This window comes from Arthrobacter sp. NyZ413, assembly GCF_049390645.1.
Taxonomy (GTDB): domain Bacteria; phylum Actinomycetota; class Actinomycetes; order Actinomycetales; family Micrococcaceae; genus Arthrobacter.
In genome coordinates this window covers 2,113,567-2,128,164 of the sequence record NZ_CP155434.1, presented here as the reverse complement: position 1 = coordinate 2,128,164, position 14,598 = coordinate 2,113,567, and the positions used below count along the sequence as shown (strand labels likewise).

General features: G+C 63.8%; 12 protein-coding genes. 8 read left to right on the top strand and 4 right to left on the bottom strand.

What is annotated here, in order from left to right; translation table 11 throughout:
• Positions 1 to 72: 72 nt before the first annotated feature.
• Positions 73 to 651 carry a histidine phosphatase family protein gene (locus tag ABCW42_RS09945; RefSeq protein ID WP_423184681.1) on the top strand — a complete coding sequence of 193 codons (579 nt, stop codon included), beginning with the start codon at positions 73 to 75 and terminating at the stop codon, positions 649 to 651.
• 100 nt (positions 652 to 751) lie between these two features.
• A complete protein-coding gene (locus ABCW42_RS09940; protein WP_423184680.1) occupies positions 752 to 2,338 on the top strand; it encodes an AMP-binding protein in 1,587 nt (528 codons plus the stop codon).
• Positions 2,339 to 2,371: 33 nt separating this feature from the next.
• Here ABCW42_RS09940 and ABCW42_RS09935 read toward each other — a convergent pair whose 3' ends face one another.
• The gene (locus ABCW42_RS09935) at positions 2,372 to 3,781 is read right to left on the bottom strand and encodes an APC family permease (RefSeq protein WP_423184679.1); all 1,410 of its coding nucleotides are present in this window, start codon (positions 3,779 to 3,781) and stop codon (positions 2,372 to 2,374) included.
• 184 nt (positions 3,782 to 3,965) lie between these two features.
• On the opposite strand from ABCW42_RS09935, the gene ABCW42_RS09930 reads away from it, so the two are divergent.
• The 3 genes from ABCW42_RS09930 to ABCW42_RS09920 all read left to right on the top strand — a co-directional run bounded on the left by ABCW42_RS09930 (position 3,966) and on the right by ABCW42_RS09920 (position 6,309).
• Positions 3,966 to 4,250 (top strand): hypothetical protein, encoded by a 285-nt coding sequence (locus ABCW42_RS09930; RefSeq protein ID WP_423184678.1) that lies wholly within the window; start codon positions 3,966 to 3,968, stop codon positions 4,248 to 4,250.
• 86 nt (positions 4,251 to 4,336) lie between these two features.
• The gene (locus tag ABCW42_RS09925; RefSeq protein ID WP_423184677.1) at positions 4,337 to 5,650 is read left to right on the top strand and encodes an alkaline phosphatase family protein; all 1,314 of its coding nucleotides are present in this window, start codon (positions 4,337 to 4,339) and stop codon (positions 5,648 to 5,650) included.
• A 32-nt stretch (positions 5,651 to 5,682) separates the two neighbouring features.
• Positions 5,683 to 6,309 (top strand): dihydrofolate reductase family protein, encoded by a 627-nt coding sequence (locus tag ABCW42_RS09920; protein ID WP_423184676.1) that lies wholly within the window; start codon positions 5,683 to 5,685, stop codon positions 6,307 to 6,309.
• 26 nt (positions 6,310 to 6,335) lie between these two features.
• On the opposite strand, the gene ABCW42_RS09915 is transcribed toward ABCW42_RS09920, so the two are convergent.
• Positions 6,336 to 7,634, bottom strand: a complete 1,299-nt coding sequence (locus tag ABCW42_RS09915; protein WP_423184675.1) for an Nramp family divalent metal transporter — start codon at positions 7,632 to 7,634, stop codon at positions 6,336 to 6,338.
• Between the two features lie 318 nt (positions 7,635 to 7,952).
• Between ABCW42_RS09915 and ABCW42_RS09910 the strand changes: the two genes are divergently transcribed.
• From ABCW42_RS09910 to ABCW42_RS09900, 3 genes are read left to right on the top strand one after another with little or no spacing between them, the layout of a single operon-like run.
• On the top strand, positions 7,953 to 8,960 hold the full coding sequence (locus ABCW42_RS09910) for a DUF2795 domain-containing protein (protein WP_423184674.1): 1,008 nt from the start codon (positions 7,953 to 7,955) through the stop codon (positions 8,958 to 8,960).
• 31 nt (positions 8,961 to 8,991) lie between these two features.
• On the top strand, positions 8,992 to 9,264 hold the full coding sequence (locus tag ABCW42_RS09905) for a hypothetical protein (protein ID WP_423184673.1): 273 nt from the start codon (positions 8,992 to 8,994) through the stop codon (positions 9,262 to 9,264).
• Positions 9,261 to 10,397, top strand: coding sequence for a Vms1/Ankzf1 family peptidyl-tRNA hydrolase (locus ABCW42_RS09900; RefSeq protein WP_423184672.1), 1,137 nt, complete (start codon positions 9,261 to 9,263; stop codon positions 10,395 to 10,397). The genes ABCW42_RS09905 and ABCW42_RS09900 overlap by 4 nt, the downstream gene beginning before the upstream one ends.
• 33 nt (positions 10,398 to 10,430) lie before the next feature.
• On the opposite strand, the gene ABCW42_RS09895 is transcribed toward ABCW42_RS09900, so the two are convergent.
• Positions 10,431 to 13,073 (bottom strand): ABC transporter, encoded by a 2,643-nt coding sequence (locus ABCW42_RS09895; protein WP_423184671.1) that lies wholly within the window; start codon positions 13,071 to 13,073, stop codon positions 10,431 to 10,433.
• A 29-nt stretch (positions 13,074 to 13,102) separates the two neighbouring features.
• Entirely contained in the window at positions 13,103 to 14,563 is a 1,461-nt protein-coding gene (locus ABCW42_RS09890) for an MFS transporter (protein ID WP_423184670.1), read from the bottom strand.
• Positions 14,564 to 14,598: the final 35 nt, after the last annotated feature.

The following is a 14,598-nucleotide window of genomic DNA, read 5'->3' as shown; positions in this document are numbered from 1 at the left end:
GGCAAGCGCATTCCCACCTCCTAAGGCCACCCGTTTCACGAGTTCGACCACGTCCAAGGCAGAATGGAAGACATGACCCTTACGACGTTTGCCCTCGTTCGCCATGGCCAGACCGACTGGAACGCGGAACGCCGCCTGCAGGGCAGCACCGACATTCCCTTGAACGACGTCGGACGGAGCCAGGCCCGCGAAGCCATCGCCGTCCTGGCCAAGTACGAATGGGACGTGATCGTCTCCTCGCCGCTCAGCCGGGCCGCGGAAACCGCGGACATCATTGCAACCGGGCTCGGGCAAACCGTCCGCCGCCGGATCCCCGAACTCACCGAACGGGCCTTTGGACCGGCGGAAGGCTTGCAGGACGGACCCGAGCTGGACGCCCTGCGCATTCCCGGCGGCTTCCGCGGCGCCGAAAGCGAAGGCGATGCCGGACTCCGCGGGTTGGCTGCCTTGGAGGCCCTCGCGTCCGAATTCAGCGGCCAGCGCATCCTGGTGCTCGCCCACGGCACCCTCTTGCGGGCGAGCCTCGACCGCGCCGTCGGCCTGGACTTGCCAAGCATCGAGAACGCCGCCTTCAACCTCGCGCACTACGATTCTGCGGAGGGCTGGCAGCTCGAGTACTTCAACGGCGAACGGGTCATGACCACCGTCTAGGGGCACCCGCCGCTTGGACGAACCCTTGTTCCTTCCCCGGGCAGCCGGTGTAATGGACGCACGATGGCGAGATCCGCCGTCGAGCGCTGAAGGAGCCGCCATGTTCGCCAGCCCGTTCCCGGATGTCAGGATCCCTGAGGCCACGCTGTACGAATATCTTTTCGACGGCCTAGGCAACGCCGGGCAGGACCGGGTGGCCCTCGTGGACGGAACCACGGGAGCTGAAACGAACTATGGCGAACTCGTCGCGCAGATCGACGCCGTCGCAGGATGGCTAGCGGAGCACGACGCCGGACCAGGCACCACTATCGGCCTGTATTGCCCCAATGTCCCCGCGTTCGCCGTCGCGTTCCACGCGATCCTGCGGGCCGGCGCGGTTGTCACCACCGTCAATGCCCTGTACACCGCCGAGGAGCTCAGCGGGCAACTCGCCGATGCAGGTGCCTCGTGGATTTTCACCATCTCACCACTGCTGGGGAAGGCTGAGTCCGCCGCTTCCGCGGCAGGAATCCCGCCGGAGCGGCTCGTGGTGCTCGACGGCGGCACGGAAGGCGCCGCTGTCGGGCATCCCTCCCTGGCTGATGCACTTAGCGCAGGCTTCCCCGCCCCTGACGTGAATGTCGATCCGTACGCCGCCGCCGTGATTCCCTATTCCTCCGGCACCAGCGGCACGCCCAAGGGAGTCATGCTGAGCCAGTACAACCTTGTTGCGAATGTGGCGCAAAGTGAAGGATTCGGCCTGGACGCCGACGACGTGCTCCTCGCTGTCCTCCCGTTCTTCCACATCTACGGACTTACTGTCCTGCTCAACTTGGCGGTCGCGAAAAGGGCGAAGCTGGTGACCATGCCCAAGTTCGAGCTCGCGGAATTCCTCCGCCTGACCCAGGACCACCGCTGCACCTACCTGTTCATCGCACCGCCCATCGCCGTTGCACTCGCCAAGCATCCATTGGTTGAGGAGTACGATCTCTCATCCGTCCGGGTGGTCGTCTCCGGCGCGGCGCCGCTCGACGGCGAACTCGGGGCCGCCGTCGCACGCCGCCTCGGGTGCGTGATGCTCCAGGGGTACGGCATGACCGAACTCAGTCCCGTATCGCATTCCATTCCGCTCATCGGGGCGGGCAACCTCCCCCTCGATTCCGTGGGATTCTCGATTCCCAACACCGAATGCAAACTCCTCGACATCACAAGCGAGGCAGAAATCCCGCTTCCGGACGAAGGGGAAAGTGAGCGTGGGCAGCTCCTGGTGCGCGGCCCGCAGGTCATGCTCGGCTACCTCAACCGGCCGGACGCCACCGCCGCCACGATCGATCCCGATGGCTTCCTCCGCACTGGCGACGTCGCTACCGTAACCGCGGACGGGGTCGTGACCATCGTCGACCGGCTCAAGGAGCTCATCAAGCACAAGGGCTACCAGATCGCGCCTGCCGAACTCGAGGCCCTCCTGCTTTCCCATCCCGGGATAGCAGACGCAGCGGTGATCGGCGTTCAAGCGGACGACGGCGATGAGGTACCGAAGGCTTTCGTCGTCCGGCAGCCCGGGGCCCAATTGGGCGACGAGGACGTCATGGAGTTCGTGGCCGAGCACGCGGCGCCCTTCAAGCGCGTACGTTTCGTCGAATTTGTCGATGCCGTTCCCAAATCGGCGTCAGGGAAAATTCTCCGCCGCGAATTGCGCGCACGCTGAGGCGGCTTGCCGCGCAAAGTGGCGCCATCCCCGTCAGGCATGGTCCAACTCCAATTGCGGCGCCGGACGACGGAAGCCGCGCGTCAGGAAAGCCAAGTACACCAGTCCCAAACCGGCCCAGCATAGTCCAACCGTGATGGACAGGCCGCTCAAACTCGTCCACAGCCACACGGTCAGCACAAAGCCGACAGCGGGCAGCACGAGGTTCTGGACCATTCCCTTCAAGCCCCGGGCCTTCCGGTCGAAGAAGTAGTGCTTGATCACGCAGACGTTTACTGCCGAAAACGCAACCAGTGCCCCGAAGCTGATCAGCGAGGAAACCGTCAGGAGGTCCAGCACGAGCGCCAGCAGGGAAACGCAGGATGTGAGGATGATCGGCAGGACCGGCGTGCCGAAGCGCGGGTGCAGCCGGCCCAGCGCCGCAGGGAAGACCCGTCCGCGGCCCATGGAATGGATGATCCGTGAGACCGAAGCCTGGGACGTCAGGGCGGAGCCGAGGCTTCCAGCGATGTACGCGGCAGTGAAGAAGGCCACGAGGAGGTTGCCGCCGGCAGCACCAATAACATCGTTGGCTGCGGAGTCAACATTGGCGAAAGTGCTGACGGGATGAACCAAGTGGCTGATATAGGCAAGCCCAAGGAAGATCACGCCTGCCAGCACCGTTGTGAGCATGATCGCCCTGGGAACGTTCCGGGTGGGGTTCCTGGTTTCTTCGGCGAAGGTAGAGACGGCGTCGAATCCCAGGTAGGACAAGCACAGGATGGCGGATCCGGCCAGGACCGGCGAAATGCCCTCGGCCCCTCCGGTCCCCGTGAACGGCGCCATTAGGTCGACGTGGCCGGTCCCGGCAATGGAAGACAACCCCATGCCCACGAAGAGCACGATGAACAACGCCTGCAGCCCGACCACCACAAAATTCGCTTTGGCGATGGCGGTTATGCCGAGGATGTTCAGCGCAGTCACGGCGACAATGGAAACGAGCATGAACAGCCATGGCGGAACGATCGGGAAAGCGGCATTCAGGTAGATGCCGATCAGCAGGTAGTTGATCATCGGCAGCAGAAGGTAATCGAGCAGCAGCGACCAGCCCGCCATGAAGCCCAGCGCCGGACCAAATGACCGTGCCGTGTAAATGTAGGCCGATCCCCCGAACGGGAAGGCCTGGGCCATTCGGCCGTACGAACGCGCGGTGAACAGCATCACCACGAGAGTCACGGCGTAAGCGGCCGAGAGCCGGCCTCCCGTCAGTTCCACGACGATTCCGTAGGTGCTGAAAATCGTCAAAGGCACCATATAGACCAAGCCCAGCAGCACCAGCGAGGGAACTCCGAGGACCCGGCGCCAACCTTCCGTAGCCGGTTGCCCTTCCAGGCCCGCATGCGGAAACACGTGGCCGGCCGCAATTCCGGCGACGGGTGCGTCAGTTTCAAAAGGAGGGGTCATGGGTATCCTCAGTTTTCGGGCCCCGGAGCCGCAACGGCGCGGATGACCAAAATGAATGTCGTTCATTTATTAAAGCGGTGAGTTTTGTCACAGTCAACATGTGACGCCCAGCTGCTTGATGCACTTTTGCCGAAACCCGCCAACGTGCTTCGAACTGCCCGCTCCCCCGGCGTACGCTGCAACCATGGACAACATCTTCGAGATCGAAATGGTGAATGAGAACGAGTATGCCGTCCGTGCGGAAGCGGACGGCTCAACCGTGGAGTCCCTCTTCCGAACCGACCCCGACTACCTGGAGGGCCTTGGACTTGCCGAGGCGGACGGGACGCGCATCGTGGAGGAAACCGCCCGCTTCCTTGCCGAACACCAGCCCGTCCTCGATTTCCCGCCCATGATCGACCTCGAAGACATCGCGGCCGCCTACGAGGACTACCCCGAGCAACTGCGCAAGCGCCTCGAAACCACCTGACTCCGCACGTCGGCATAGCCACGAGGGCCGGCGAGTGGGAGACTGTTCAGCACTGGCAGGAACTCTCTTCCTAGGGGATGGTCGCAATGGCGGCACAAGGTCTCGGCGCCGTGGAACACATCGTGGTCCTCATGTTGGAAAACCGCTCATTCGACCATATGCTCGGCTTCCTCTACGCCGATGCCGGCAATGTTTCACCGCAAGGCCACTCCTTCGACGGCCTGGACGGTACGGAGTCCTGCCCTGGCAGCGACGGCAAACCCGTCACCGTGTACCGACTGACGCCTTCGACGCCCAATGTGTATTTCATGCCCGGCGCCGACCCCGGCGAAGGCTATCAGGCAACCAACGACCAGCTTTTCGGCCACCCGGCGGCTCCTGCCACCGGAGCCATCGCTCCCATGACCGGTTTCGTCACCAACTACGCGAAGGCCATCAAGGACAACCTCGCCAAAGGCTGGCACGTCGTGCCGAGAACCGCCGAAAGCATGATCATGGGCTGCTACACCCCGGACACTTTGCCCGTGCTCTCAGCCTTGGCGAGGGGATTCGCCGTATGCGACGCCTGGTTCTGCTCGGCCCCCACCATGACGATGCCCAACCGCGCCTTCACGTGTGCCGGGACGAGCCAAGGCAACCTCGATGACAAATCCAAGCGATTCACGGTGCCAAGCATCTTCGGGCAGCTCACCAACCACGGAATCCCATGGAAAATCTACGGTGAAACCGCGTCTCCACTGACCAAACTGGACTTTGACGACACGCGGCACGCTCCGGCGTCGAACTTTGGCTACTTCAAGGACTTCCAGGCCGACGCCAAAGCGGGACGCCTTCCCGCATATTCGTTCCTCGAGCCCGCCTGGTCCGCCGCAGGCAACAGCCAGCACCCCAACTACAACGTGGCGCTCGGCGAACAACTCCTCCTCGACACGTACCGTGCCGTCCGCGACGGTGCGGACTGGGACTCTACCCTCCTCGTCATCACCTATGACGAACATGGCGGCTGCTACGACCACGTCGCCCCGCCATGGGGCGCTACGCCGCCGGACGGATCACCGGGTGAATTCGGATTCGATTTCACCCGCTTCGGACCCCGCGTCCCCACAGTCCTCATCAGCCCGCTCATCCCGCCCGGCACAGTTTTCCGGGCCGACGGTCCCGTTCCGCTGGACCACACCAGCATTCTCGCCACGGTGGAGCACCGTTGGGGGCTGCCGCCCCTCACGCGCCGGGATGCCGCCGCGCCCGACGTCGGAGCCGTCCTGACGCTTTCGGCTCCCCGGACCGACGACCCGCTTGAGGGTGTCCAGGCTCCACCGCCTCCCATGACGCCGCGAATCATCGCGACCCAACCCTCGCACCTGCAACAGCTTCACGATGAACTTCTAGCCCTGCCCTAGCCGCCACCCCTCCAAGCACAGGAGCACACACCATGGGAATCATCGTCGTCGACCTGTTCAGCACCCTCGACGGGGTGTATCAAGCGCCCGGTGGCCCGGACGAAGACCGCGAAGGCGGATTCGAGTTTGGCGGCTGGCAAGGACACTACTTCGACAAGGAAGGCGGGGACATCATTGTCGCGGGAATCCAGCGCCTCGATGCCCTGCTCCTCGGCCGCAAAACCTATGACATCTTTGCTGGTTTTTGGCCGAACGCCGCCGCGGACGATCCCATCGCCGTCAAGTTCAATGCCGTACCCAAGTTTGTGGCGTCGCGCACGCTCCAGGATCCCGGGTGGGCCGGCACCACGGTTTTGCAGGACGTCGCCGCGGAAGTCCGGGAAATCCGCGGGCAATACGAGGAGACCCACGTCATTGGAAGTGGAGACTTGTTCCAGACCCTCCTCGCGGAAGGACTCGTCGACCGGCTCAACCTTTGGCTGTACCCGGTAACTTTGGGCACCGGCAAGAGGATCTTCCCGGAAGGCACGGTTCCTGCCGCTTTCTCGCTCGCGCAACCGCCGCAAGCGTTTCCCAAGGGCGCGATCTGGCTCGTCTACGAGCGCGCGGGAATCCCGGTGACCGGCGTCGATATCGAAGGGGAGCGTGGGGAAGCCTGACAACGGGAGGTCGGCTGCCGGCAGGCTCAGCTTCCCGTGGCCGCCACCCAGATTCCGATGAAGCCCGTCACGACCATGATGACGGTGGTTCCCCATCCGAACGTAGCGGCGAGCCTTCCGTTGCGGTAGTCGCCCATGATTTTCCGATCGCCCGAAATCAGCATGGTAACGATGAGGAACGGGGCCGCGGCCACGCCATTGATGATCGCACTCAGGATGAGGAGCTTGATCGGGTCCTCGGCGAAAAACGTGATGAGCACTCCCCCGAGAGTTGCAACGCCGAGCAGTGAATAGAACTGGGGTGCGCGCCGGACACTGCGCTCGATCCCCCATTCTTTGCCCAGGAGACCGGCCAAACCGGCAGAAGCGGAGCCCGCCAGGACGGGGACTCCTAGGATTCCAGATCCCACGAAACCCGCCGCAAAGAGGAATTTCGCCGCTGGTCCGACAATTGGCTCGAGTGCCCTCGCGGCATCGGCGGCTGAACTGATCTGGCCACCGTGCCTTCCCACGGTCGCGGCGGTCGCGGCCATGATCGCGAACATCACCAATACGGAAAAGAACATGCCGGTGAAAACATCGACCCGTGCGGCGCGGAGCTTGTTCCTCGCGGAAGGCTCGGGCCGGTCGTCCAGACTGACCGCGCCATCTCCGCGGTCGTTTTCTGCCCGAAGCTGCTCCACGCGGTGGGCGCTTTGCCAGAAGAACAAATATGGCGAAATCGTGGTTCCGAGGACTGCGACAATGTAGCCCAGGTAATCGAGGCTGAAGTGGAAGTCCAGCCCGAGCAGGCCTTTGAGCACGTCCGGCCAATCGATATCCGAGACAAACAGCACGCAGATATAGGCAAGCAGCGTGAGGCAAAGCCATTTGAAAATCTTGGCCATGACATTGAATCCGCCCGCCATCAAGGCCACGGTTATGCCGATGCCGGCCAGGGCGCTCCAGAGGTGGTCGGGACCCGCGCCGAGCATCTGCATTCCTTGTCCCACAGCCATGAGGTCGGCCGCGGAACTCAGTGTGTTTGCCCCTAACAGGGCGAGGGTCAGGATACCGATCACAATCCGCGGCTTCTGGTCGAACCGGCGTCGAGCCAATGTTCCGAGACTTTCGCCGGTGGCGAGCGCAGTCCTATCGCAAATCTCCTGCACGCCCATCATGAGCGGCAAGGTGAGCGGAGCGGCCCAGAGCATACCGTTGGAAAATGCTGCGCCGGCCTGGGCGTAGGTGGCAATGCCCGAGGGGTCGTCGTCAGCCGCTCCGGTCACCAGGCCGGGACCGAGGATGCCGAGGAACCGCATCAGAAGCGGACGTTTAGCACGCACGGCACCTCCGAACGATAAATACTAAGCCTACTGATGATCTTAACAGCTAGACTACGGCGATCGCATAGGCCTTGCTTGACATTGAGGGCAGCCCGGTCCCGCGGGGGGTATGCATGCCCCAAAATGATCAGTATGCTTATTATCTAGAGGTTGAGCCAGTTTTTCTGAGGTTGAGGCCGGCCAGCCAAACCGCCGGGGATCCCCGTCCCTGAGCCAGAAGCACGCGACAATGCACATTTCGCAAACCCGTTAGGAGTTGCGATGCTCCGTCCGTCGTCCCACTGGGGCGTTGCCGACCGGAATACTAGCGCCGCCACCGTGGACGTTCTCATTCCGACATTCGAACGCAACGAAGAACTCGCAGTGACCTTGGCAGGCCTGGCCGCACAATCCTCGCCCGACTTCCGGGTAGTCATCAGCGACCAGTCATCGGTCACCGCTGCGTGGACGTCGCCCGCAGTCGCAGCAATGGTTCGGGTTCTAAGGGCACAGGGACGGGTCGTGGAACTCCTCAAGCATGTGCCGCGCAAGGGAATGGCGGAGCACCGCCAATTCATGCTCGACCAAGCCAAAGCGGAGAATGTCCTCTTCCTCGACGACGACGTGTGGCTTGAGCCGGACAGCCTGAAACGCCTCGATGCAGCACTGGAAGAACTGGGGTGCGGGTTCGTCGGCATGGCACCCCAGGGGCTCTCCTACATCGCCGACAAAAGGCCGGAACAGGCATCCAACTTCTCTCCTTGGAATGGTCCGATTGAACCCGAACGGATCAGGCCGGATACCGACGCCTTCCAGCGGTGGCCCCTCCATAGCGCGGCCAACCTGGTCCACCTGAGCGCCGATCTCGGTATCCGGGCAGGCCAATGGCTTGCCTACCGGATCGCCTGGCTTGGAGGGTGCGTCATGTACAGGACGTCGGCGCTGAAGGAAGCAGGCGGCTTCCGGTTCTGGACGGACATTCCGCAGACCCATGCCGGCGAAGACGTGCTGGCCCAATGGCGGGTGATGGAAATGTACGGCGGGGCTGGAATCCTGCCATCGGGTGCCGTCCATCTGGAGGCACCGACCACCATCCCGGACCGGAACGTCCAGGCATATGACGAATACACCGAAAGAAAGGAAACATCCGTCATGAACGAAGCTCCCAATCCCATCCAAATACAAAAATTCCTTGGCGGGATCGACTACCCCACGAACAGGGAAACACTTATCGCGCGGGCCAAGGCCTCCGGCGCGGACGAAAACGCCATCGCGGCGTTGCAGAACTTGCCCGACAAGGAATACGGGGGCCCGACGGACGTGAGCGAAGCAATCTCAGGCACCTGATCGGTATCCGGCTCCAAAAGGAAGGAAAGCCATGGCTGAACGAGGCAACACAAAGCACAGCCCGCACTTGGACGAAAAGATGCAACAGGAAACCCAGGGCATGGTGAAGAACAGGCAGCCCGCGCACGCGGAGGAATGGCGCGAGACAGAACCGTTCCCTGACGACACCGATTCTGCCGAGGTCCGGGACGCTGTAGGCAGGGGTGGCGCGGAACCCGAAAACACGCGCGGCGCCGAAGCCGGAGATCTAGGCGAAGATCCTGACGAAGAGGAAGATCCTGACGGGCGGACGGCGGACACATGACCACGCGCTTGGCACACTATGCAGAACTTTACCGAAAGGACGGTCCTTGGGTGCTCGCCTACGTTGACGCAGGAACGGGCACGGTGGATACTCTCGAAGCCGGCGACGTCCGAGGCGGAAATACCCGCGACGCGCTCGCCGGACAAGGAGCAAGCAAGGAAGACATCAAAGCGGTCGAGGAAGCACTCATGCCGGCGGACGGCGAGCCGTCCCCGGTTTCGCGCTTTGTCTTGGTACGGCATGGAAACGTCGAGTTGAACGAACTCCTGCCCGGACGGCTAGTTGCACCGGAGAAGATCGAAGTGGAACAGCTACCGGACCTGCTCCCGCTGCTCAAGCATGGCATGGAAGAGTACCCGTACGTGGTTGTGGAGGCTTCCCGCGACGGCGGCGAAATTCGGCTCCATTACGCCGGTGCGCGGGAAGCAGCCGTGACGGAAGCCGTCGAGGGTTCCGGCGAAAACCTGAAAAAGGTCCCGGGCGGCGGCCGGTCGCAAGGCAAGTACCAGCACAGGACGGAAGAAATCTGGCGGCGCAATGCCGGCGAACTCGCCTCGGAAATCGATCGGGTCGTGCGCGATTCCGATGCCAAGCTGCTCATCCTGGCGGGGGATGTCCGGGCACGCGGACTCGTCCAAGAGCAACTCGCCGACGCGAGCCGTACTTTGCTCCGCACCGTGGACTCCCATACGCATACGGGCGGAGCCGACCCCGGTGCTCTGGATGACCAAGTCGAGCAGCTTGTTGCTGAGCAATGGGCCACAGAGCAGCAGCGGCTGGTCGAGCGGTTCGCTGAACAGGAAGGGCAAGCGAATCCTGAGTCGGCTACCGGCCTGGGGGCGGTGGTGGGTGCGCTCCAGCAAGCCCAAGTAGACGTGCTCATCCTCAACGACCGAGCCCTGTCCGAGCGCAGGCTTCTTGCGTTGGGGTCCGAGCCGTGGCTCGCTACGTCCGAGGACCAGGCTCTCGGTGCCGACGTCGTGGGTTCCGTCCCGGCGACCACTGCCTTGCTGCGCGCGGCGGCCCTGACGGACGCGAGCGTCCTGCTGGTACCCAACGGCGTCATGCCCGACGGCGTGGAGCTGGCGGCGTTGCTGCGCTGGGCAAGCGGACCGGCAGCACCGGCCGGTTAACTGGCTCAACGCCGTTGGTAGGAGGCTGTTAGTTCAGTCCAGCCGGTTCATGAACCGGCGCACTGCTGCCGAGAGGTACGGCGCTGTCCGGCTTTCGCTCGAACCTGCGACTACCGCAGGCGTTCCGGCGGCGACCACTTTGCCACCCTTGTCCCCGCCGGCGGGTCCGAGATCGATGACCCAGTCGGCCGCGGCCACCACGTCCATTTCGTGTTCCACCACAACCACGGTGTTTCCCGAATCCACGAGCCGCTGGAGCTGCTTCATGAGCAGCCGGACGTCGGCCGGGTGCAATCCCGTGGTGGGCTCGTCGAGCAGGTACATCGTGTGCCCGCGGCGGGCCCGCTGCAGTTCGGTGGCAAGTTTGATGCGCTGCGCCTCACCGCCGGACAGCTCGGTGGCGGGCTGACCGAGCCGGAGGTAGCCCAGACCGACTTCCCGGAGGGTCTGCAAGCTGCGTGCAACGGCTGGAACGTCGGCAAAGAACCCGCTGGCAGAATCCACCGTCATGCCCAGCACCTCGGCCACGGTCTTGCCGTGATACCGGACTTCGAGGGTTTCCGGGTTGTAGCGGGAACCGCCGCATTCCGGGCACGGGCCGTAGCTGCCCGGCAGGAACAGCAATTCGACGGCGACGAACCCTTCACCTTGGCATATCTCGCAACGCCCGCCGGCCACGTTGAAAGAGAATCGCCCGGCTCCGTAGCCTCGGGCCTTGGCTTCGTCCGTCGCGGCGAACTCCTTCCGCACGGCATCGAACAGGCCGGTGTAGGTGGCAAGGTTTGACCGCGGCGTGCGACCGATCGGTTTTTGGTCCACGGTCACCAGGCGATCCACGTGGTGCAAACCCGCGACGTCACCGACCGTGGGCGCGGCAACGGGACCTGATTCGCGCGACCCGTCCCCGTGCAGTCCTGAGCCCACGACATCGGCAAGGACGTGGCTGACGAGCGTGGACTTTCCCGAACCGGACACACCGGTTACCGCAGTCAGGACCCGCAACGGCACAGACACGTCCAGGCCGCGCAGGTTGTGCCGGGTGATGTCGCTGAGTTCCAGCCACGAACATGGCGTCCTGCCGCGTCCCGTCGAGTTGTGTCCCGTCGAGTCGCTTCCCGTCCCATCACGTTCGCCGCTAGGGCCCGTGCGATGAGCGCCGTCGGGGTCCTCGCCGTCGTCGGGGTCCACCGAACCACCCACACCCGGTTCAACGGCAAGGAATGGACGCGTAAGGGAGGCCTCAACGGCTGCGAGGCCGGCTACCGGGCCGCTGTAAAGCACGTTGCCGCCCTGTTCTCCCGCTTTCGGTCCCACGTCCACAAGCCAATCCGCGTGGCGGACGATGTCCATGTTGTGCTCCACCACGAACACCGAGTTGCCGGAGGATTTGAGCTGTTGAAGCACCGCCAGGAGGGGCTCGGCATCGGCAGGGTGGAGGCCGGCGGAGGGTTCATCCAGCACGTAGACCACCCCGAACAGCCCGGAGCGAAGCTGCGTGGCGATCCGGAGCCGTTGCATTTCCCCAGGGGACAATGTGGGCGTCGCCCGGCCGAGGGCGAGGTATCCCAGGCCCAGGTCCAGCAACACCGTGATCCGCTGGAGGAGGTCGCGCGTGATTGCGACTGCTATCTCGTTGTCTTCACCCGAGGGCGCCTTGCGGGACGCGGTGCCCGCGTGCGTTAGTTCGCTCGTGGGGCGGATCACCTCGGCCAGTTCCGCCAACGGGACGGCGTTGAGCTCGGCAATGGTCTTGCCCGCGAAGGTTACGGCGAGAGCCTCGTGCGTCAGGCCGCTGCCGCCACATTGCCGGCAAGGCCCGGATTCCATGAAGCGGAGGGCCCGCTCGCGCTGGGTGTCGCTCTTGGAATGGGCCAAAGTATGCAGCACGTGGCTCCGGGCGCTCCAGAACCTGCCCTTATAGGGTTTCTCCACCCGGTCGCGCTCGGGCATGACTTCCACCACCGGCTGCTCCTCGGTGAACAGTATCCAGTCGCGGTCCTCCTTCGGCAACTTGCTCCAAGGGGTATCGACGTCGTAATCGAGATGGATGAGGATGTCGCGGAGGTTCTTGCCCTGCCATGCGGTAGGCCAGGCGGCAATGGCTCCGTCCCGGATGCTCAATGATGGATCCGGCACCATCGAGGCTTCGGTCACGGTATGTGCCACACCCAGGCCGTGGCATTCTGGGCACGCGCCGGCCGCGGTGTTGGGAGAGAACGCATCCGAGTCCAGCGGGCCGCCACCGGCCGGATAGCTGCCCGCGCGCGAGAAAAGCATGCGGAGCGAGTTGGACAACGTTGTCACCGTCCCTACCGTGGAGCGGCTGCTGGCCGTGCCGCGCCGCTGTTGGAGCGCGACGGCGGGCGGCAGGCCCGTGATCATCTCCACCTTGGGATTGTGTCCCTGCTGGATGAGGCGTCGGGCATACGGAGCTACGGATTCGAAGTACCGGCGCTGGGCCTCGGCGTAGATCGTGCCGAAGGCCAGCGAGGATTTCCCTGATCCCGAGACGCCGGTGAAGGCCACTATCGCGTCGCGCGGGACTGAGACGTCCACGTTGCGAAGGTTGTTTTCGCGGGCGCCCCGCACCCTGACGTAGCCGTCCGCGGCTATGTCGCTTGGCACGGAAATCAACGCCTCGATGGGCAGCTCGGAAACGGTCTGGGTACTCGGCATCCAAGCGACTGTATCGGCTGACAGCGGTCCTAGTCTTGCGGGGACCGCGTTTTGGACGCCGCCTCGGTTTCCTTTGCCTGGCTGTTTCCAATGCTTGCCGGCATTGCCAAGACGGCCGCCACAGTCAGCACGGCGCTGATCAATACAGCCAGGAACACTGCGGCGGAAGCTGCCACGATTGCCCGCGGATCGGCTTCACCGCCAGGGCTGGCACCATAGATCGCGTTTGCCACCGCGCCGAAAACTGCGACGCCAAGGGAGCTTCCGATCGAACGGGCGAAAAGGTTGGTCCCGGTAACAACGCCGCGTTCGTTCCATTCCACGCTGGACTGGGCCGCGATGAGGCTTGGGGTGGCTACCAGTCCGAGGCCGAGTCCCACGATGAAGCACCCGGCCGCCACCAGCAGGATGTTGGGAGTGTGCGCGGTCAGGGCAAGGACGGCAGAGCCAAGGACGGCGAGCGTCACGCCGATCATCGCGGTCCGGCGAAAGCCGATCCGCAGATAGAAGCGACCTGCCTGCGACGCGCTGATCGGCCAGCCGATGGTCAATGCCGCAAGCGCGAGTCCAGCCAGGATCGGGGAGGTGGACAATGCTCCCTCAAGGAAAGTGGGAACATACGAGGTCAATCCGAGCATGACCGCACCGACGCCGAAGGAGATCATGGCCGTGGTCACCAAGAGGCGCCGTGAGACCACCCACGGTGGGAGGACCGGCTCAGCGGCCCTTCGCTCAACGAAGACGAAGGCGCCCAGCAGCAGCGCTCCGACCACAAAGACGGTCACGCTGATGGACGAGTTCCAGGCCCACGCCTGGCCACCTTCAAGGGCCCCGAGGATGATCAGGCTGAGGGACGTCGTCAGGAGGGCGGCGCCGCCATAGTCGACCCTGTGATTCGTGCGCTCGATCTTCTCATGGAACGTCCGGATCAGCATCCATCCGGCCAAGAGGCATAGCGGGATGTTGACGAGGAATATCCCGCGCCAGATTCCGAGGGACGAGAAAACGCCACCGAGCGTGGGGCCCACGACGGAGGACACGGCCCACACGCTGGCGAGGTAACCCTGCACCTTCGCCCGCTCGCTCAACGTGTAGATATCGCCGGCAATAGTGATAGCCACCGGTTGGACAGCGCCTGCCCCGAGGCCCTGCAGCACCCGGAATGCGATGAGGGCCGGCATGCTCCACGCCACTCCACAGAGGATCGAACCGAGCAGGAACAGGGCGATGCCACCCAAGATGATGGGCTTCCGGCCAAGAACGTCTGACAGCTTCGCGTAGACAGGAACGCAGACTGCCTGCGCCAGCAAATATGCCGAAAAGAGCCAGGGGAAGGAAGTGAACCCGCCGACGTCGTGCACAATCGACGGCACCGCCGTGGCCACGATGGTTGAATCGATGGCCACCAGCCCTGTCGAAAGCATCAGGGCAATCAGGATGGGACCCCGCTCGGAGCGGAAACCTACTCCCCCGCCGGCCTCTGCCACCATGGCACCTCGTTTTCCCTAGTCCACTTCAGCACAGT

What these genes read in the sequence shown, in the direction of transcription:
- ABCW42_RS09925 (WP_423184677.1), top strand. Translation starts at nt 4,337, where the DNA reads ATGGCGGCACAAGGTCTCGGCGCCGTGGAACACATCGTGGTCCTCATG.
- ABCW42_RS09900 (WP_423184672.1), top strand. Translation starts at nt 9,261, where the DNA reads ATGACCACGCGCTTGGCACACTATGCAGAACTTTACCGAAAGGACGGT.
- ABCW42_RS09940 (WP_423184680.1), top strand. Translation starts at nt 752, where the DNA reads ATGTTCGCCAGCCCGTTCCCGGATGTCAGGATCCCTGAGGCCACGCTG.
- ABCW42_RS09945 (WP_423184681.1), top strand. Translation starts at nt 73, where the DNA reads ATGACCCTTACGACGTTTGCCCTCGTTCGCCATGGCCAGACCGACTGG.
- ABCW42_RS09905 (WP_423184673.1), top strand. Translation starts at nt 8,992, where the DNA reads ATGGCTGAACGAGGCAACACAAAGCACAGCCCGCACTTGGACGAAAAG.
- ABCW42_RS09890 (WP_423184670.1), bottom strand. Translation starts at nt 14,563, where the DNA reads ATGGTGGCAGAGGCCGGCGGGGGAGTAGGTTTCCGCTCCGAGCGGGGT.
- ABCW42_RS09920 (WP_423184676.1), top strand. Translation starts at nt 5,683, where the DNA reads ATGGGAATCATCGTCGTCGACCTGTTCAGCACCCTCGACGGGGTGTAT.
- ABCW42_RS09935 (WP_423184679.1), bottom strand. Translation starts at nt 3,781, where the DNA reads ATGACCCCTCCTTTTGAAACTGACGCACCCGTCGCCGGAATTGCGGCC.
- ABCW42_RS09895 (WP_423184671.1), bottom strand. Translation starts at nt 13,073, where the DNA reads ATGCCGAGTACCCAGACCGTTTCCGAGCTGCCCATCGAGGCGTTGATT.
- ABCW42_RS09930 (WP_423184678.1), top strand. Translation starts at nt 3,966, where the DNA reads ATGGACAACATCTTCGAGATCGAAATGGTGAATGAGAACGAGTATGCC.